The organism is Thioalkalivibrio sp. (assembly GCF_041685615.1).
In the GTDB taxonomy this organism is placed as follows: domain Bacteria; phylum Pseudomonadota; class Gammaproteobacteria; order Ectothiorhodospirales; family Ectothiorhodospiraceae; genus Thioalkalivibrio.
Map to the genome: position 1 here is coordinate 1 of NZ_JAWLFK010000024.1, position 19,105 is coordinate 19,105.

13 protein-coding genes, 1 pseudogene and 1 riboswitch are annotated in these 19,105 nt (G+C 66.3%); of the genes and pseudogenes, 6 read left to right on the plus strand and 8 right to left on the minus strand.

Features of this window, described 5'->3' with window-relative positions; all coding sequences use genetic code 11:
• Window positions 1–300 precede the first annotated feature (300 nt).
• Window positions 301–1,197, plus strand: a complete 897-nt coding sequence (locus tag ACESLR_RS06550) for a phosphoribosylaminoimidazolesuccinocarboxamide synthase (protein WP_373025022.1) — start codon at window positions 301–303, stop codon at window positions 1,195–1,197.
• Window positions 1,194–1,898: a dethiobiotin synthase gene (bioD, locus tag ACESLR_RS06555; protein ID WP_373025021.1), complete on the plus strand. Its 705-nt coding sequence runs from the start codon at window positions 1,194–1,196 to the stop codon at window positions 1,896–1,898. Before ACESLR_RS06550 ends, bioD begins: the two co-directional genes overlap by 4 nt.
• Here bioD and ACESLR_RS06560 read toward each other — a convergent pair.
• The 6 genes from ACESLR_RS06560 to tkt all read right to left on the minus strand — a co-directional run bounded on the left by ACESLR_RS06560 (window position 1,838) and on the right by tkt (window position 9,718).
• The gene (locus tag ACESLR_RS06560; RefSeq protein ID WP_373025020.1) at window positions 1,838–2,629 is read right to left on the minus strand and encodes a lipid-binding SYLF domain-containing protein; all 792 of its coding nucleotides are present in this window, start codon (window positions 2,627–2,629) and stop codon (window positions 1,838–1,840) included. The two genes, bioD and ACESLR_RS06560, sit on opposite strands and share 61 nt — an antisense overlap.
• 132 nt (window positions 2,630–2,761) lie before the next feature.
• A complete protein-coding gene (fba, locus tag ACESLR_RS06565) occupies window positions 2,762–3,826 on the minus strand; it encodes a class II fructose-bisphosphate aldolase (RefSeq protein ID WP_373025019.1) in 1,065 nt (354 codons plus the stop codon).
• A 79-nt stretch (window positions 3,827–3,905) separates the two neighbouring features.
• Window positions 3,906–5,336: a pyruvate kinase gene (pyk, locus tag ACESLR_RS06570; RefSeq protein WP_373025018.1), complete on the minus strand. Its 1,431-nt coding sequence runs from the start codon at window positions 5,334–5,336 to the stop codon at window positions 3,906–3,908.
• 37 nt (window positions 5,337–5,373) lie between these two features.
• On the minus strand, window positions 5,374–6,552 hold the full coding sequence (locus ACESLR_RS06575) for a phosphoglycerate kinase (RefSeq protein WP_373025017.1): 1,179 nt from the start codon (window positions 6,550–6,552) through the stop codon (window positions 5,374–5,376).
• 124 nt (window positions 6,553–6,676) lie between these two features.
• The gene (gene gap, locus ACESLR_RS06580; RefSeq protein WP_373025016.1) at window positions 6,677–7,675 is read right to left on the minus strand and encodes a type I glyceraldehyde-3-phosphate dehydrogenase; all 999 of its coding nucleotides are present in this window, start codon (window positions 7,673–7,675) and stop codon (window positions 6,677–6,679) included.
• 42 nt (window positions 7,676–7,717) lie between these two features.
• A complete protein-coding gene (gene tkt, locus ACESLR_RS06585; RefSeq protein WP_373025015.1) occupies window positions 7,718–9,718 on the minus strand; it encodes a transketolase in 2,001 nt (666 codons plus the stop codon).
• 403 nt (window positions 9,719–10,121) lie between these two features.
• Between tkt and metK the strand changes: the two genes are divergently transcribed.
• The 4 genes from metK (at window position 10,122) to ACESLR_RS06605 (ending at window position 14,542) form a co-directional block, all read left to right on the plus strand.
• Window positions 10,122–11,294 (plus strand): methionine adenosyltransferase, encoded by a 1,173-nt coding sequence (gene metK / locus ACESLR_RS06590; RefSeq protein ID WP_024327606.1) that lies wholly within the window; start codon window positions 10,122–10,124, stop codon window positions 11,292–11,294.
• 33 nt (window positions 11,295–11,327) lie between these two features.
• Window positions 11,328–11,408: riboswitch (S-adenosyl-L-homocysteine riboswitch) on the plus strand.
• A gap of 19 nt (window positions 11,409–11,427) precedes the next feature.
• A complete protein-coding gene (gene ahcY / locus ACESLR_RS06595) occupies window positions 11,428–12,840 on the plus strand; it encodes an adenosylhomocysteinase (protein ID WP_373025014.1) in 1,413 nt (470 codons plus the stop codon).
• A gap of 95 nt (window positions 12,841–12,935) precedes the next feature.
• Complete coding sequence (gene metF, locus ACESLR_RS06600; RefSeq protein WP_373025013.1) at window positions 12,936–13,790, plus strand: methylenetetrahydrofolate reductase [NAD(P)H]; 855 nt, start codon at window positions 12,936–12,938, stop codon at window positions 13,788–13,790.
• 5 nt (window positions 13,791–13,795) lie between these two features.
• Complete coding sequence (locus ACESLR_RS06605; protein WP_373025012.1) at window positions 13,796–14,542, plus strand: 16S rRNA (uracil(1498)-N(3))-methyltransferase; 747 nt, start codon at window positions 13,796–13,798, stop codon at window positions 14,540–14,542.
• Between the two features lie 61 nt (window positions 14,543–14,603).
• Here ACESLR_RS06605 and ACESLR_RS06610 read toward each other — a convergent pair whose 3' ends face one another.
• Together ACESLR_RS06610 and ACESLR_RS06615 are read right to left on the minus strand one after the other, a co-directional pair.
• Window positions 14,604–15,095, minus strand: coding sequence for a chemotaxis protein CheW (locus tag ACESLR_RS06610; RefSeq protein WP_373025011.1), 492 nt, complete (start codon window positions 15,093–15,095; stop codon window positions 14,604–14,606).
• Window positions 15,092–18,979: pseudogene (locus ACESLR_RS06615) on the minus strand (Hpt domain-containing protein); the annotation flags it as partial. The pseudogene ACESLR_RS06615 and the gene ACESLR_RS06610, both read right to left, overlap by 4 nt.
• Window positions 18,980–19,105 lie beyond the last annotated feature (126 nt).

Sequence of the window (19,105 nt, forward strand, 5' to 3'; positions counted from 1 at the left end):
CACACCCACCAGGGGCGCCGTCAAATTGCCTGCCGTCTCAGTCATGGCCCGAACGATAGCGAGCCCGGCCCCACCCGACAAGCCGTGTTCACCACGAAGCACACGAAGGCACGAAGAAAACCCCGGTCGGAGCGACAGAGACACGATGCGATTCGCTTTGTTCACCACATCCTGCCGCCCCCGATACCATGACTGCCTTCTCCGTGCTCTCTGTGTCCTCTGTGGTGCAACCGCCGCTGACCTTCTTCGGTCTTCGTGCGCTTCGTGGTGCATCAAGCCCGTGCCCGGTAGAATCGCGGCATGACTGACACCCTGCTTGAAAGCCACATCCCCGAACTGGAACGCGTGCATCGCGGCAAGGTACGCGATCTCTATGCGGTGGATGCCGACCACTGGCTGATGGTCACCACCGACCGCCTGTCCGCCTTTGACGTGATCCTGCCCACAGCCGTGCCAGAGAAAGGCCGGGTGCTGACCGAGATCACGCAGTTCTGGATGCACAAGGTGGAGCGCGAGCTGGGCATCCCCAACCAGCTGACCGATATCCCGCTGGAACAGGTGATCCCGGACCCGGCCATTCGCGCCCCGCTGGAAGGACGCAGCCTGGTGATTCGCCGGCTCGAAGCCCTGCCGGTGGAGGCGGTGGTACGCGGGTATCTGATCGGCTCCGGCTGGAAGGACTACCAGGCCAGCGGCGCGGTCTGCGGCATCCCGCTCCCGGCCGGCCTGGAGCTCGCCTCGAAGCTCCCCGAGGCGATCTTCACTCCCAGCACCAAGGCCGACGTCGGCGACCACGATGCCAATATCGACTTTGATTCCGTGGTGGCGACCATCGGCGAAGAACGAGCACGGCAGGTGCGCGACGCAGCCCTCGCGATCTACGCGATGGCGCGCGACTACGCGGCCGAGCGCGGGATCATCATCGCCGACACCAAGTTCGAGTTCGGCGTCGATGCCGCCGGCACTCTGCATCTGATCGACGAGGTCCTGACCCCGGACTCGTCGCGCTTCTGGCCGGCCGACCGCTACGCGCCGGGCACCAGCCCCGAGTCCTTCGACAAGCAATACGTGCGCGACTATCTGGAGACCCTGGGCTGGGACAAGCAGGCGCCCGGCCCCGAGTTGCCCGCCGAGGTGGTGAAACAGACCGCGGCGCGCTATCGCGAGGCGCTGGAGCGCCTGACCCGCGACGCATGAGCGAGGTCCCGCAGGGCCTGTTCGTCACCGGCACCGACACCGGCGTCGGCAAGACCTTCGTCAGCTGCGCGCTGCTGGAACTCTGGCGAGACCTTGGGCTGCAGCCACAACCGCGCAAGCCGGTGGAATCCGGCTGCCCGCCGGGCCCCGATGGGCTGCGGCCCGAGGACGGCGTGAACCTGACCCGCGCGGCGGGCCTTCCGGACGCCGCCATCGAGCAGGTCACGCCCTGGCGCTTCCCCGATGCCATCGCCCCGGACCAGGCCGCCGCGAACCAAGGCGTGCGCCTGACGGTCGCCGAGCTGGCCGCGGCCTGCGCAGCCGACGGCATGGGCCCGCGGCTGGTGGAGGGTGCGGGGGGCTTCTACTCGCCGCTGTGCGCCGACGGGCTGAACGCGGACCTCGCCGAGGCCCTCGGGCTGCCGGTCCTGCTGGTGGCGGAGGACCGGCTGGGCACGCTGAACACGTGCCTGCTCACCCTTGAGGCCCTGGAACGACGCGGCCTGCAACTGGCCGGGATCGTGCTGAACCGGCGCCAGACGGATGCCGACCCGAGACTCGACAATGCCGCCGCGCTGCGTTCGCGCACGAGCGCCCCAATCGTCGAGTCAGCGGAAGGCATCACCCGCGAGGGGCTGGTTCAGAAACTCTCCACCTCGAAGTTGTCCGGACGCACGCGACCGGAGGACTCGCGCTCCTGACGGCGGGATTCGGAGGTCGCTGGGGCGTCCTCTTCCGGCGCGGCGTCGGCGCGGAAGCCGGCCAGGGTCTCGCGCAGGGCACGGGTGCCCTCGTGGTCCACGCGGCGGTTCTCGATGATGTGCACCGGGCGCTGGGACTCGCCGTAGTACGCCTCGTTGAAGTCGTCGCGCACGGTCATTCGCGAGCCGGAGAAACTCATGCCCAGGTAGGCCCCGCGTGCCCTCGAGTAGGACAGGAAGTCGGCGGTCGGCGTGGCGCTCCGGCCCGCGCCGACCGGACCGGCCGCCACCGAGGCATCACCCCCCAGACGGATCGCGGAACCGAACATCGAGTCGACCGCGTCCTGGGTGCGCGCCACCATCACAACCTCGGCGGCATCGCCGCCAAACTGCATGCCGAAGCTGACCGAGCCGAGCGAGTAGAACGCTACCGGGGAATAGTTCTCCCGCTCGTCGTCCCACGCGAGAAACACGCCGATGCCGCCGGAGCCGCCGACAAGGAAGGCGCCCCGGGCCACGCGCGGGAAGATCACCACGCCGCGGGCATCGCGCAGGTCTTCTTTCAGGGATTCGTAGTCGGGATGGGTGGCCATGTTCTCCACCGTTGCCTGGGCGCGATCGATGATGTCCTGCGGGTCGATCTCGCGGCTGAACGGGTTGGCATGCGCCGTACCGGCCATGGCCACCACCAACAACAATATCGCCAAGCCGGGAAGGGTCAGTCGTTGCATCGCGGAAACCTCCAGAAAGACCAGGGGAGACGCGACCGCACGGATGCGGCGGCGTCCCCCCTTTGCGAAAGAGTCATCATGGCACAAAAAAAGGGGGCCGAAGCCCCCTTTTCCGTGCTGCAATCCGCAGGATCAGTTGACCTTGGGATCCAGCTCGCCGGACAGGTAGCGCTTGACCATGTCGTCCAGGGAGACCGGCTTGATCTTGGACGCCATGCCGGCGCAACCGAAGGCCTCGTAGCGAGCCTGGCAGAGGTCCTTCATCGCAGCGGTCGAGGCCTTCAGGAACTTGCGCGGATCGAATTCCTTCGGGTTCTCGGCCAGGAACTTGCGCACCGCACCGGTGGAGGCCATGCGCAGGTCGGTATCGATGTTGACCTTGCGCACGCCGTGCTTGATGCCTTCCTGGATCTCTTCGACCGGCACGCCGTAGGTTTCGCCCATGTCGCCGCCGTACTTGTTGATGATGTCCAGCCACTCCTGCGGAACGGAGGAGGAGCCGTGCATGACCAGATGGGTATCCGGGATGCGGGCGTGGATCTCCTTCACGCGCTGGATGGCGAGGATGTCACCGGTCGGCGGACGGGTGAACTTGTAGGCGCCGTGCGAGGTACCGATGGCGATGGCCAGGGCATCGCACTTGGTGTTCTTCACGAAATCGGCGGCCTCGTCGGGGTCGGTCAGCAGCTGGTCGTGGGACAGGGTGCCCTCGGCGCCGGAGCCATCTTCCTCGCCGGCCTGACCGGTTTCCAGGGAGCCCAGGCAACCCAACTCGCCTTCCACGGAGACACCGCAGGAGTGCGCCATCTCGGAGACCTTGGCGGTCACGTCACGGTTGTACTCGTAGGTGGCCGGCGTCTTCATATCGGGCATCAGGGAGCCGTCCATCATCACCGAGCTGAAGCCGGACTGGATCGAGCGCAGGCAGACCGCCGGCTCGGAGCCATGGTCCTGGTGCAGCACGACCGGGATATCCGGGTACTGCTCGATGGCGGCGATGATGTTGTGGCGCAGGAAGGGCTCGCCGGCGTACTTACGGGCACCGGCGGAGGCCTGGATGATCACCGGCGAGTCGACCGCGGCGGCCGCTTCCATGATCGAATGGACCTGTTCCATGTTGTTGGCGTTGTACGCCGGCATGCCATAGCCATGCTCGGCGGCATGGTCCAGAAGCTGGCGAAGTGAGATCAGTGCCATGGATTCCTCCTTACGGGATTCGGACTGAGGTAGTGAAAAAGTCGGTTCTTGATTGCGCGACCACCGGGCGGTGCGCGGGTCAGGCCAGTTCGCCGACGCGCACGATCTTCATGGCGTTGGTGCCACCATGCTCGCCCTGCAGGTCGCCCTTCGTAATGATAACCAGCCCGCCATCCTGCACGACGCCCTCGACCTTGAGCAAGTTCACCGCCTCACGGTTCACGCTTTCCTGACTCTCGGGAATCGGGTTCAGAATGACCGGATAGACGCCACGATAGAGGGTCATGCGGCGGCTGGTCGACTCGTGCCGGGTGAGCGCGTAGATTGGGATACCCGAGCTGATGCGCGACATCCAGAGCGCGGTGGAACCGGATTCGGTGAGCGCGGCGATCGCGGCGACATCGAGATGGTTCGCGGTATACATGGTCGCCATCGCGATGGCCTCGTCGACCCGGCCGAACGTCGAATCCATCCGATGGTCGGACTGGCGCGCCGCGCGCTGGCGCTCCGCGGCCTCGCAGATCCGGTCCATACTGGTGACCACGCGCGCCGGGTAGCGTCCGGTAGCGGTCTCGCCGGAGAGCATCACCGCATCCGTGCCGTCCAGCACCGCATTCGCCACGTCGAACACCTCGGCGCGCGTCGGGATCGGGTTCTGGATCATCGTCTCCATCATCTGGGTCGCGGTGATGACCAGGCGATTAAGCGTGCGCGCCCGGGTGATCAGAGTCTTCTGCACACCCGGCAGCTCGGCATCGCCGATCTCCACGCCCAGGTCGCCGCGCGCGATCATGATCACCTCCGAGGCGGCGATGATCTCGTCAATCACATCCAGGGCCTCGGAGCGCTCGATCTTGGCACAGATACCGGCCTCCCAGCCGGCGTCCTTCAGCAGGCTGCGTGCCAGATGCAGATCCTGGGCGGAGCGCGGAAAGGAGACGGCCAGGTAATCCACCTGCAGCTCGGCAGCCAGGCGGATGTCCTCGCGGTCCTTGTCGGTAATCGCGGGGGCGGACAGACCGCCGCCCTGGCGGTTGATACCCTTGTTGTTGGACAGCTCTCCGCCAACCATGACGGTTGTCTCGATCCGGCTTCCGCTGACCCCGGTGACGCTGAGCACGATACGGCCGTCATCCAGCAGCAGGGTGTCGTCCGGCACCACGTCTGCCGGCAGTTCCTTGTAGGTCAGGCCGACCTGCGTGGCATCACCCGCATCGCGATCCAGTTCGGCATCCAGCGCGAAGGAAGCCCCTTCTTCCAGATGCACCTTGCCCTGCTGGAAGCGGTCGATGCGGATCTTGGGGCCCTGCAGGTCCCCGAGGACACCGACACAGCGGCCGGTGCGCGCGGACGCGGCCCGCAGCCGCGCCAGGCGCTGGCGGTGGTCATCCGGATCGCCATGCGAGAAATTCAGCCGGACCACGTCCACACCGGCCCGGATGATGGCCTCCATGGCCTCGTCGCTGTCCGTCGCTGGCCCCAGCGTGGCTACGATCTTGGTGCGTCTCATCCGTGCGCGTCTCCGTCAGCGGAACGGGACAAGGGCTTCAGCCCTTGGCTCGCTCTTCCAGGATGGCAACGGCCGGCAGGGTCTTGCCTTCGAGGAACTCGAGGAAGGCACCACCGCCGGTAGAGATGTAGCTGATACGATCGGCCAGGTTGTACTTGTCGATCGCGGCCAGGGTGTCCCCCCCGCCGGCAATCGAGAACGCGTTGCTCTCCGCGATCGCCTCGCCCAGGGCCTTGGTGCCACCGGCGAACTGGTCGAACTCGAACACGCCCACCGGGCCGTTCCAGACGATGGTGCCGGCATTGCGCAGGGCCTCGGCGTACGTGGCCGCGGTCTCGGGGCCGACGTCGAAGATCATGTCATCGTCCGCGACGGCGTCCACGGCCTTGGTCTCGGCCGGGGTCGACTCGGAGAATTCCTTGCCCACGGTCACGTCGGTCGGGACCGGGATCTCGCCGCCCTTGGCGCGGGCCGCCTCCATCAAGCGTCTGGACTCGTCGACCAGATCCGCCTCGTACAGCGACTTGCCGACACTATGGCCCTGGGCCGCGATAAAGGTGTTGGCGATGCCGCCACCGACAATCAGCTGATCGACGACCTTGGACAGCGACTCCAGCACGGTCAGCTTGGTCGAGACCTTGGAACCGCCGACAATCGCCACCAGCGGGCGCTTCGGGGTCTCCAGGGCATGGCCGAGGGCCTCCAGCTCCTTGGCCAGCAGCGGGCCCGCGCAGGCCTGCGGGGCGAACTTCGCCACCCCGTGGGTGGAGGCCTGAGCGCGGTGGGCGGTACCGAAGGCGTCCATCACAAACACGTCGCACAGGGCTGCGTACTTCCGGGCCAAGGCCTCGTCGTCCTTCTTCTCGCCGGCGTTGAAGCGCACGTTCTCGAGCAGGATGACCTCGCCCGGCTTCGCGTCCACGCCGTCGAGATAGTCACGCACCAGGCGCACCTCGCGCCCGAGCAGGCCGCCCATGTGCTCGGCCACCGGGGCCAGGGAGTCCTCCTCGGAGAACTCGCCTTCGGTGGGACGCCCGAGGTGCGACATCAGCATCACGCTCGCGCCGCCGTCCAAGGCCTTCTGCACGGTCTCCAGGCTCGCGCGGATGCGGGCGTCGGAGGTGACCTTGCCGTCCTTGACCGGGACGTTCAGATCCTGACGCACCAGTACGCGGCGACCCTGCAGGTCGAGATCGGTCATCTTGATGACAGACATGGGAGTACCTCTCGAAATACGGTTGAAAAGGAAAAGGCTTCGGGCCAGCCCCCGCAGGGACTGGCCCCACGCCTCTATGGAAGAGAAACGGCCGGGCCCCGGCAAGGGACCCGGCCGCTCGCCGTTACTTGGCGACGTGCTCCACCATGCGCAGCATGTTGCAGGTGTAGCCGTACTCGTTGTCGTACCAGGCGACAACCTTCACGAAGGTCGGGTCCAGCTGGATGCCGGCGCCGGCATCGAACACGGACGGGGCGGTGTAGCCGCGGAAGTCGGTGGAGACCACCAGCTCGTCGGTGTAGCCCAGCACGCCCTTCAGCTCGCCTTCGGAGGCCTTCTTCATGGCCGCGCAGACGTCGTCGTACTTGGCGTCGCCGTTGAGTTCCACGGTCAGGTCAACCACCGAAACGTCGGAGGTCGGTACGCGGAAGGCCATGCCGGTCAACTTGCCATTCAGGTCCGGCAGCACCTTGCCCACGGCCTTGGCGGCACCGGTGGAAGACGGGATGATGTTCTCCAGGATGCCGCGACCACCGCGCCAGTCCTTCATGGACGGGCCATCGACGGTCTTCTGGGTGGCAGTGGCGGCATGGACGGTGGTCATCAGGCCACGCTTGATGCCCCAGGTATCGTTCAGCACCTTGGCCACCGGCGCCAGGGCGTTGGTAGTGCAGGACGCGGCGGAGACCATGTCCTGGCCCGCGTAGTCACCGTGGTTCACGCCGTAGACGAACATCGGGGTGTCGTCCTTGGACGGGGCGGACATCACGACCTTCTTGGCGCCGGCATCCAGATGCTTCTGGGCGGTCTCGGCGGTCAGGAACAGCCCGGTGGATTCGACCACGATGTCGGCGTTGATGTCGCCCCACTTCAGCGCGGCCGGATCCTTCTCGGCGGTCAGGCGGATGCGATTGCCGTTCACCACCAGATGGTCGCCGTCGACACTGATGTCTCCGTCGAAGCGGCCATGCACGGAATCATAGCGCAGCATGTAGGCCAGGTACTCCGGATCCAGCAGGTCGTTGATGCCAACCACCTGGAGGTTCGGGAAGTCCTTGGCGATGGCGCGGAAGGCCATGCGGCCGATGCGACCGAAGCCGTTAATACCAACCTTGATAGACATTGAGAATCTCCTCTTTATTGCTTATGCGAAATCGATTCGGGCTCAGCCGTTCATCACGTCACGCGCGACCTGGGCAACGTTCTCCGGCTTGAAGCCGAAATAGTCGAACAGGGCGCCGCCCGGGGCGGACTCGCCGAAGCGATCCAGCCCGAACACCGCGCCGTCGAGGCCAGTGAACTTGTGCCAGGTGGTGGTCGCGCCGGCCTCAATGGCGACACGGGCGCGCACGGCCTTCGGCAGGACCGCTTCCCGGTAGGCCGGATCCTGCTGCTCGAACAACTCGACGCAGGGCATGGAGACCACGCGGACCTTCTTGCCCTCGCCGCTCAGCTCATCGGCGGCCTGCACGGCCAGCTCCACCTCGGAACCGGTCGCAATGAAGATCAGGTCCGGGGTGCCGCCGCAGTCCTTCAGCACGTAGCCACCACGGGCGATGTTGGCAAGCTGCTCGCCGTCACGCTCCATGTGCGGCAGGCCCTGGCGCGACAGGATGAACGCGGACGGGCCGTCGGTACGTTCGATACCGGCCTTCCAGGCCACCGCGGTCTCGACCGCGTCGCAGGGACGCCAGACGTTCAGGTTCGGGATCAGGCGCAGGCTCGGGGTCTGCTCGATCGGCTGGTGGGTCGGGCCGTCTTCGCCGAGACCGATGGAGTCATGGGTCAGCACGTACATCACGCGCTGCTTCATGAGCGCGGACATGCGGATGCCGTTGCGGGCGTAGTCGGAGAAGATCAGGAAGGTACCGCCGTACGGGATGAAGCCGCCGTGCAGGGCGATGCCGTTCATGATCGCGGCCATGCCGAATTCGCGCACGCCGTAGAACACGTAGTTGCCAGCGGCGTCGTCGCGAGTCACGCCCTTGGAGCCGCTGTACATGGTCAGGTTGGAGCCGGCCAGGTCGGCGGAGCCGCCCAGCAGTTCCGGAACGGCCGGGGCCATGCCGGCGATCGCGTTCTGCGAGGCCTTGCGCGAGGCGACCTTCTCGGCCTTCTCGACGGTTTCCTTGATGTAGGCGCTGGCCTTCTCGTTCCAGTCGGCGGGCAGGTCCCCACTGATGCGGCGCTCGAACTCGGCGGCCAGTTCCGGGTGCGCGGCCTTGTAGGCGGCAAAGCGTTCCTTCCACTCGGCCTCGGCCTTAGCGCCCTTGTCCTTGGCACTCCAGCCTTCGTAGATGTCGCCCGGGATCTCGAACGGGCCGTGTTCCCAGCCCAGTTCCTTGCGGGTCAGGGCAACCTCGTCGTCGCCCAGGGCGGCGCCGTGGCACTCTTCCTTGCCGCACTTGTTCGGGGAGCCGAAGCCGATGACGGTCCTGCAGCAGATCAGGCTGGGCTTGTCGCTGTTCTTGCGGGCCTCCTCGATCGCGGCCTTGACCGCGTCGGCGTCGTGACCGTCCACGCCGCGCACCACGTGCCAGCCGTAGGCCTCGAAACGGGTCGGGGTGTCATCGGTGAACCAGCCCTCGACCTCGCCGTCGATGGAGATGCCATTGTCATCCCAGAACGCGATCAGCTTGCCCAGGCCCAGGGTCCCGGCCAGCGCGCAGGCCTCGTGGGAGACCCCCTCCATCATGCAGCCGTCGCCGAGGAAGGCGTAGGTGTTGTGATCGACAATGTCGTGGCCCGGCTGATTGAAGTGGGCCGCCATCATTTTCTCGGCCAGCGCCATGCCGACCGCGTTGGAGATGCCCTGGCCCAGCGGGCCGGTGGTGGTCTCGACGCCGGCGGTGTAGCCGTATTCCGGGTGACCCGGGGTCTGTGAGTGCAGCTGACGGAACTGCTTGATCTCGTCCATCGGCAGGTCGTAGCCGGTCAGGTGCAGCAGGGAGTAGACCAGCATGGAGCCGTGGCCGTTGGACATCACGAAGCGATCGCGGTCCGGCCAGCTCGGGTTCGCCGGGTTGTGCTGCATGTAGTCGTTCCACAGCACCTCGGCGATGTCTGCCATTCCCATGGGCGCGCCCGGGTGACCGGAATTGGCCTTTTGTACCGCGTCCATCGAAAGGGCGCGGATGGCGTTGGCAAGCTCTCTACGGGTCGGCATGCTGATCTCCTGCTCTAAGTAGTGTTGGATTTGGCTGATGGCGGGCGGCGGCGCGAGGCGCCAGCGGGCGGCCGACCCGAACGAGGCGGCCGAACGAGGGGCTCACGGTTACTGGCCGGCGCTCCTGCGCGCGGCGGCCCGGGCAGCCTGCGGGAGCAGGCGCTGACCGATCACGCGAACGCGCGGCGGGCAGCTCTCCCCATCAAACGCGGTGCATTTTGGCCACTTTCGCGCACCGGGGCAAGTCGGTCCCAGGCCGCGCCATGCTGCGCCCTCGCCGCCGGCGACGGCCCGCTTGCCCCTACCATCGCCGGGGAGGGGCTTAGAAAAATCCCGCGAGTCGCGTTACACTAGCGGTCGTTTTGCGCAAAACTAAATGGAAACGACCATAAAGGAACGCCTAATGTCCAACGATTATATTTTCACTTCCGAATCGGTCTCTGCGGGTCACCCCGACAAGATGGCCGACCTGGTCTCCGACACCATCGTCGATGCCATCATCGAACAGGATCCGCACGCCCGTATCGCCTGCGAAACCGCCACCAAGACCGGCATGGTCATGCTGCTGGGCGAGATCACCACCGGGGCGCAGATCGACTACGAGAAGCTGGTGCGCGAAACGGTCTGCGAGATCGGCTACGACGACTCCGACAAGGGCTTCGACGGCAAGACCTGCGCCGTGCTGAACGTGCTCGGCGAGCAGTCCCAGGACATCGCCATGGGCGTGGACCGCGACGTCTCCGACCGCGCCACCCAGGGCGCCGGTGACCAGGGTCTGATGTTCGGCTACGCCGCACGCGAAACCGACACCCTGATGCCCGCCCCGATCTTCTACGCCCACAAGATGGTGCGCATCCAGTCCGAACTGATGAAGAGCGGCAAGCTGCCGTGGCTGCGTCCGGACGCCAAGAGCCAGGTCTCCCTGCGCTATGAAGACGGCAAGCCGGCCGGCTTGGACGCAGTGGTCCTGTCCACCCAGCACAGCCCGGACATCTCGCAGAAGGACCTGAAAGAAGCGGTCTACGAAGAGATCTTCAAGAAGGTCCTGCCCGCCGAGTGGCTGAGCCAGGTCTCCGACGACCAGATCCACATCAACCCGACCGGCAAGTTCGAGATCGGGGGCCCGGTGGGTGACGCCGGCCTGACCGGCCGCAAGATCATCGTCGATACCTACGGCGGCATGGCCCGTCACGGTGGGGGCGCGTTCTCCGGCAAGGACCCGTCCAAGGTGGACCGCTCCGCAGCCTACGCCGGCCGCTACGTGGCCAAGAACATCGTCGCCGCCGGCCTGGCCGACAAGTGCGAGATCCAGGTCTCCTACGCGATCGGCGTGGCCGAACCGACCTCGATCACCATCGACACCTTCGGCACCGGCAAGCTGGACGACCGCAAGATCGAAGGCTTCGTACGCGAAGCGTTTGACCTGCGCCCGTGGGGTCTGGTCCAGATGATGGATCTGCTGCGCCCGATCTACAAGGCGACCGCCGCCTACGGTCACTTCGGCCGCGAAGACGTCGACCTCCCCTGGGAGCGTACCGACAAGGCCGAGGAACTTAAGAAGATGGCGGGCCTCTAATAGCACCCGACATTTTGTAAGCGAAATACCCATCCGGCTGAGGAGCGCTGCAGCGGTTCAACCGTCAGGCTCAGCCGGATGTCCCCTGAAAAGTGAACACGGCGCTCATCCAGAGAAACGGAGAAGTTGATCCATGAATGCTGTGATGAACGACAAGAAAACGACCGATTACGTCGTCAAGGACATTAACCTTGCCGAATTCGGCCGCAAGGAAATTGCGATCGCCGAGACCGAAATGCCCGGTCTGGTCCAGACCCGGGAAGAGTTCGCGGCCTCCAAGCCGCTGAAGGGCGCCAAGATCGCCGGCTCCCTGCACATGACCATCCAGACCGCGGTGCTGATCCAGACCCTGGAAGCCCTGGGTGCCGACGTGCGCTGGGCCTCCTGCAACATCTACTCCACCCAGGACCACGCCGCGGCCGCGATCGCCGACAACGGCACCCCGGTCTTCGCCGTGAAGGGCGAGACCCTGGAAGAGTACTGGGACTACTGCCACCGCATCTTCGAATTCGACGGCGGCGCCAACATGATCCTGGACGACGGCGGCGACGCCACGCTGCTCCTGCACCTGGGTGCCAAGGCCGAGAAGGACCAGTCGGTCATCGCCAAGCCGGAGAACGAGGAAGAAGAGGCCCTGTTCGCCAAGATCAAGGAACGCCTGGCCGAACAGCCGACCTGGTACTCCGACATGCTGTCGAAGATCCAGGGCGTGACCGAAGAGACCACCACCGGTGTCCATCGCCTGTACCAGATGGCGAAGGACGGCGAACTGGCCTTCCCGGCGATCAACGTCAATGACTCGGTCACCAAGTCCAAGTTCGACAACCTGTACGGCTGCCGCGAGTCCACCGTGGACTCCATCAAGCGCGCCACCGACGTGATGATCGCGGGCAAGATCGCCGTGGTCGCCGGTTACGGTGACGTCGGCAAGGGTGCCGCCCAGTCGCTGGCCGGCCTGGGTGCCACCGTGTGGATCACCGAGATCGACCCGATCTGCGCCCTGCAGGCCTCGATGGAAGGCTTCCGCGTGGTCACGATGGAAGAAGCGGCCGACAAGGCCGAGATCTTCGTCACCGCCACCGGCAACAAGGACGTGATCACCGAAGATCACATGACCCGCATGAAGAACCAGGCCATCGTCTGCAACATCGGTCACTTCGACTCCGAGATCGCCGTGGCCGCGATGCGCAAGTACGAGTGGGAGAACATCAAGCCGCAGGTTGACCACATCATCCTGCCGAACGGCAACCGGATCATCATGCTGGCCGAAGGCCGTCTGGTGAACCTGGGCTGCGGTACCGGTCATCCGAGCTTCGTGATGTCCAACTCCTTCACCAACCAGACCCTGGCTCAGATCGAGCTGTGGACCAAGGGTGACCAGTACGACAAGAACGTCTACGTGCTGCCGAAGCACCTGGACGAGAAGGTCGCGCAGCTGCACCTGAAGAAGCTGGGTGCCAACCTGACCCGTCTGACCGACGAGCAGTCCAAGTACCTGGGTCTGCCGGTGGATGGCCCGTTCAAGCCGGAACACTACCGCTACTGATCGGCCAGCCTCACATTTCAATTCGTTGTTAATGTGAACGCCGGGGCGGGCCGCATGTTCGTGCGGTCCGCCTTCTTTTTGTCTGGAGGACAAACATGTCTGCACAAGAACGCGTCTACAGCGTTGAATTCTTTCCGCCCAAGGACGAGGCCGGAGCCGAACGCCTGGCCAAGGCCCGCAAGCGCCTGGGCACCCTGAATCCCGAGTTCTATTCCGTCACCTTCGGCGCCGGGGGTTCCACCCGCGACCGCACGCTGGAAACGGTCCGTGACATCATCGACAACGACGGCATTCCCGCCGCCCCGCACGTCTCCTGCATCTCTTCCACCAAGGACGAGTTGCGTGAACTGCTGTCGACCTACCGCGATATCGGCGTGAACCGCATCGTCGCGCTGCGCGGCGACCTGCCGTCCGGCACCAAGAATTCCGGTGGCGACTTCCGCTATGCCTCGGAGCTGGTCGAATTCGTGCGTGCCGAATTCGACGACCAGTTCAAGATCGAGGTGGCGGCCTATCCGGAATTCCACCCGCAGGCGCCGAACGCCGAAAAGGACCTCGAGAACTTCAAGACCAAGGTGGATGCCGGAGCCGACGCCGCGATCACCCAGTACTTCTACAACGTGGACGCCTACGTCGCGTTCATGGAACGGGTGGAAAAGATGGGCATCACCATCCCGATCATTGCCGGGATCATGCCGATCACCAACTACACCCAGATCGTGCGCTTCTCCGAGATGTGCGGCGCCGAGATCCCGCGTTACATTCGCAAGCGGATGGAGGCCTATGGCGACGACAAGGAGTCGATCCGCAAATTCGGGATCGAGGTCGCCACGCGTCTGACCGACGACCTGCTCGATAACGGCGCGCCGGGAATCCACTTCTACTCCATGAACCAGGCGGGCCCGACGGAACAGATCTGGAAGGCACTGGACCTCGACAACCGGAAGTAGACGGCATGCGTTGCCCCCGGCTATTGCTCGAATCCGAGGCACTGGCCGCGGGGCAGTCGCTTCCTGCCCCGCAGGATCGGCTCCACTACGCCACCACCGTCCTGCGCCTGAAGAGCGGCGCCCCCTGCCGCATATTCGACGGCCTTGGCAATGAATTCGAGGCCACCCTCGAACTGACCGACCGCCGCCAAGGCACCTTCCATCTGGGCACACGTGCCGCCGCCCCAACTCATCCGGTTTTTCCGATCCATCTGCTGCAGGGCGTAGCCCGTGGCGACCACATGGACCTCGCCATCCAGAAGGCCGTGGAGTTGGGCGTGCAGTCCATCCACCCGGTGCTGTGCGAGCGTTCGCGGTCGGCTGCCGCACACAAGGGGCTGGAAAAGCGCCAGCGCCACTGGCAGGGCATCCTGCGCGCCACCACGGAACAGTGCGGCCGCAATGAGCTGCCCGAACTGTTCGAACCCGCCCTGCCGGAAGAGGCCCTCGCGGGCCGGGCTGACAGCCTCGGACTGGTGGCCGAAGAAGGGGCGCCCGGCCTGGATGAACGTCTGGGCAGGGCAGGCAGCCGGCCATCGTCGGTCACGCTCTATGTCGGGCCGGAAGGCGGGCTGACGCCCGCGGAAGCCGAGCATGCTCGGGATGCAGGTTTCCTGGGGGTCGGGATGGGGCCGCGGACCCTGCGCACCGAGACCGCCGCGATGGCCCTGGTCACGCTGGTCCAGTCGCGGCTGGGCGACCTGCGAGGGTAAGCAGACAAACGGTTCGGAAGGCCCGGGTCCATGCAAGGCCACCCGGAGAACGGGGGGCGCCTCAAGCCGGCTGGGCCTCCGCGATCTCCAGCAGGCGCTGCTCGAGGGTATCCAGGCGCAGCAGGTGCGTCGTCACCCCGGAGGCCTTGACCCGCCAGGACCACGGTGTGGCATCCGAGTCCTCGAGCGCATAGATGTTCTGCGGGGTGATCTGCACCGGATGTGGCGTACCGCGAACCTCCAGCGCATAGAACGGCAGGTGGTCCGGCTCCATCACCGCCTGCATCACCAGCAAACGGGTGAAGCGGCGACGGTCCTCGCCCGTGTCGCGGTCCGGATCCAGCAGCTGGTTCACGTTGACGACCGGCACCTGCACGTCCTGCCAGATCAGGCTGGACTCCAGCCACGGGATATCCGGATGCTCGGAGGCCTGTTCCACCGAACCCGCCCGGGTCGTGACCTCGAGAAAGGCGCTGCGCGGCAACAGGATGGATCCCGCATCCAGCTGCACGATCACGGCCTCGACGGCCTGGGATTGTGCATCCTCGCTCATGCGGATACCTCCCGGAGTTGTTCGCGGATCGCATTCAGCAGGTCATTCTCGAGATACGGCTTGCCGAGATATCCGTTGACCCCGAGGCGGTCGGCTCGCTCGCGATGCTTGGTCCCGCTGCGCGACGTGATCATGATGATCGGCACCTGCCCGAAGTCCGGATGATCGCGCACGTGGGCGGCGAACTCGAAGCCGTCCATGCGTGGCATCTCGACGTCCAGCAGGATCAATTGCGGGCGGCGTTCGTCCAGCAGGCCCACCGCATCCAGGCCGTCGCGCGCAGTCACCACGTCATAGCCGTGACGGGTGAGCAGGCGCGCCGTGACCTTGCGGATGGTAATCGAGTCGTCCACCACCATGATCCGCCTGGAGCTCGAGGCCTCCGCCGTCGTCTGCGGTGCCTCGGGCAGCGACGCGGTCGCCTCGGCGAAGCGCACCAGCATGCTGAGGTCCAGGATCAGCATCACCGATCCATCGCCCTGCAGGGTGGCACCGGCCACACCCGGAATCCGGCTCAGTACCGGTCCCACGGACTTCACTACCACCTCCTGACTCCCCAGCAGGCCGTCGATGCGCAGGGCCACGCGCCGATCGTCGGCCCGCACCAGCAATAACGGGAACGGGTGATCCGGGAAGTGGTCGACCCCGGCCTGGCTCTCCAGGCCCATCAGGTCGCCCAGGCCGCGCACGTCGTAGTCCTGGCCGATGTAGTTGTAGGTCGCCTCGCCCTCACCCGCGTCGATCTCCTCGCCGCGCGCGCGCACGACACCCTCCACCGATGCCATCGGGACGGCGAAGGTCTCTTCACCCACCTGCACCAGCAGGGCCTGGGAGATGGCCAGGGTGAACGGCAGACGCATGGTAAAGCGCGAGCCCCTGCCGGGTGTCGACTGGATATCCAGCGTGCCGCCGAGCTGCTTCACGTCGCTGTTGACCACGTCCAGGCCAACCCCGCGTCCCGCGACCTGCGAGACCTCGGCGGCCGTGGAGAACCCGGACTGCAGGATCAGTTGCAGGGCCTGGGAATCGCTCACATCGGCATCGGCCGCGATGAGCCCCCGCTCGATAGCGCGTGCCCGAATGGCCTCCGCGTCGATCCCCTTGCCGTCGTCGGTCACCTGCAGGCGGATCTCGCTGCCGGACTGCTCCAGGCTGACATCGATCTGCCCCTGGGCGTGCTTGTGCGCCTGCTCGCGTTCGGCTGGTGATTCAATGCCGTGCGCGATGGCATTGCGCAGCAGGTGTTCCAGTGGCGAGACCAGTCGCTCCAGCAGGGCCCGGTCGAGCTCCGCCCCCTGCCCGGTGAACTCGATCCGGACCCCCTTGCCGAGGTCCTCCGCGGCCTGGCGTACGACACGGCGCAGCCGCGGCGCCATGCGGGCAAATCGCACCATCCGCTGGCGCATCAACTGGTCCTGCAGGTCCGTGCCGACGCGGCGCTGTTGCAACAGGATCCCGCCGGCGTTCTGCAGTTCGTCGCCAACCTCCTGCTTCAGGGCCTCGAGGTCACTGACGCTTTCGGCCAGGGCACGCGACAGCTGCTGGATGCCGGAATAGCGGTCCATCTCCAGGGGATCGAAGTCCAGGGTCTCCTCGCCGCTCTCTTCCTCCACCCGGAACAGGATCTGCGCCTCGGTTTCGATCTCGAGCTTGCGTAGCTGGTCACGCAGGCGGGCGATGGTCCGGTCGAGTTCGTCGACCTGCCCCTCGACCCGGCCGACGGTCTGCTCGAAACGTCGATGGAACGTCGCCAGTTCGCCGGCATTATTCACCAGGCTGTCGAGGATCTCGGCGTCCATGCGGACCTGGTCCTGGATGCGCCGGCCCTCGGTCTCCGGTGCCTCGCGAGAGCGGCGATCGGCCTCGGCCGCCTGCGCCGTCGCCAGGTCCGTGCCGGAGGCGGCCTCGGACGCCGAGTCGTCGGTCTCCACGACACCGGCTTCGGTCGGTTCATCCGGCGCCTCGGCATCCGATTCGCCCGCGGACCAGGCGCGCAGGGCAGGCAACGATTCGCTGGCCGTCTCGTCCATCTGCCAGGCGCCGACCCCGCGCTCGACCAGATGTTGCACGTCGGTCAGGGCCCGCTCCGTGAGCTGGAAGAAGCCATCGCGCGGTTCCAGGCCGGTCTCGGTCTCGACACTCAAGGCGCTTTCCAGGGCGTGCGCGATCGCTCCGACCACGGTAAAGCCGGCCATGCGCGCACTGCCCTTCAGGGTGTGCACCTCGCGCTGGAAGGCGTTCTGGTCCGGGCCCGGACGACCGCCGGCCTCGCGCCAGCCATTGAGGGCGGCGAAGGCGGCTTCGAGGATATCGCGGGCCTCCTCGATGAAGACCTCGGCGAATTCCCAGTCAATCTCCGGCTCGGGCTCGGGCTCGGACTCGCCAGGCACGTCCGGTTCTGTCTCTGCGCCGGAGGCGGCGGACTCGACATCATCGAAGTCCGGTGCCTCTTCCTCGTCGGCCTGTTCCTCGGCGCGCAAGAGCTGCTCGGCCGTCGCATGGTCCAGCAGGGCATAGACCTCGGGAGCCCAGGATGGCGGATCCAGCACCTTGGCCGGGTCCGGCTCCTCATCCCCGACCGCATCGGCGACATAGGTCTCGAGCTGACGCAGGAGCGCGACGGCCTCGGCCGGCAACGCCCATTCCATGTCGCGGTGGATACGGACCAGGCGCTCGAACGGGCCGCAGACCGAGTAGATGCCCCGGATGTCGGCCGTGCGGGCGCTGCCGTTCAGGGTGTGCAGCGCCCGTTCGAGATCGTGATTCGGAATCCGGTCGGGACGCCACTGGGCCTCGTCCAGCCAGCCACGCAGGGTGAGCAGGTGGACCTGGGCCTCGGCGGCAAACACCTGCCACAGCTGCGGATCCGTATCCATGCGGGTGGCCACGGGTTCCGCGGGTGCATCCTTCAGGTCGGGTTCGACCGACGCCGGCTCGTCCGGCTCGATGCCCCCTTCGGGATCTTCCTCCAGCGGTGCGACACCTTCCCCCACCTTGATCCCATCGTCGGCCGCCCGCGAGTCGTCCTCGCTCAGGGCCTCTTCCGTCACCTCGAGGGCATCGGAGGGAAGCTCGAGATCATCCAGGTCCAGCGGCTCGCCGGCCGCTCCGGGTGCCGACGGCTCTTGCGTGCCGGTCTCCGAGGCGGACTCCGCGTCCTGGTCCGACCCGGACGTGTCGGTATCCAGAGCGTCCGGGTCGAGCGCCTCCGGCGGGAGGTCCGGCACGAACGCACCCGGCTCTTGCGGGATCTCCCCGGCCGCCTCGTCCTGAACCGCCTCGGCGGTATCCGTGATGTCCGTGTCCGCCGGCGTACCGACTGTATCCATCTCGTCGAGGGTCCGCGCCAGCGCCTCGAACTCCGCAGCCGCACCCGGGGGCGCGGCGCGCCCGGCCGCCTCGTCGTCCGCGTCACCCTCGGGCTCCGGCTCGCCGGCGGCCAGGGCCCGCAGGCGCAGGGCGATGTCGAGGACCGGCGTATCCGGGCCGGTGTCGTCACGGACCTCGGCCACCAGCCCGGGGAGCACCCCGATGGCATCCTCGATCACCTGCAACGTGGCGTGATCGGCCTCGTGGTCCGAATCCAGCAACCGGTTGAGGAATGACTCCACGGCCCAGGCGAACTCGCCCAGGCGCAGGGCCCCGGCCAGGCGGCCCGATCCCTTCAGGGTGTGGAAGGAACGCCGGATGACCGACAGGCTGTCGAGGTCGGCGGGGCTGGCCTGCCAGAGCGGAAACTGCTGGCGCAGGCTCGCGACCTCCTCGTCCGCTTCCTCGAGGAAGATCTCCAAGATCTCCGGATCGACATCGGGCCCGCGCACCTGCTCGGCCAGAACGGCGTCGTCGAAGGGCAGCGAATCGCGCCCTGCGGCCGGCACCTGGCTCGTTTTGGAAACGGTCGATGGTGCATCGGTTTCGAGCACCGAGGGCTCGGCGGGCGTGTCGGGGGACGCGTCGACCGGTTCTTCGTCGGCGACATCGAAGTCGAAGTCCGGCAGGTCGCCGGGCGC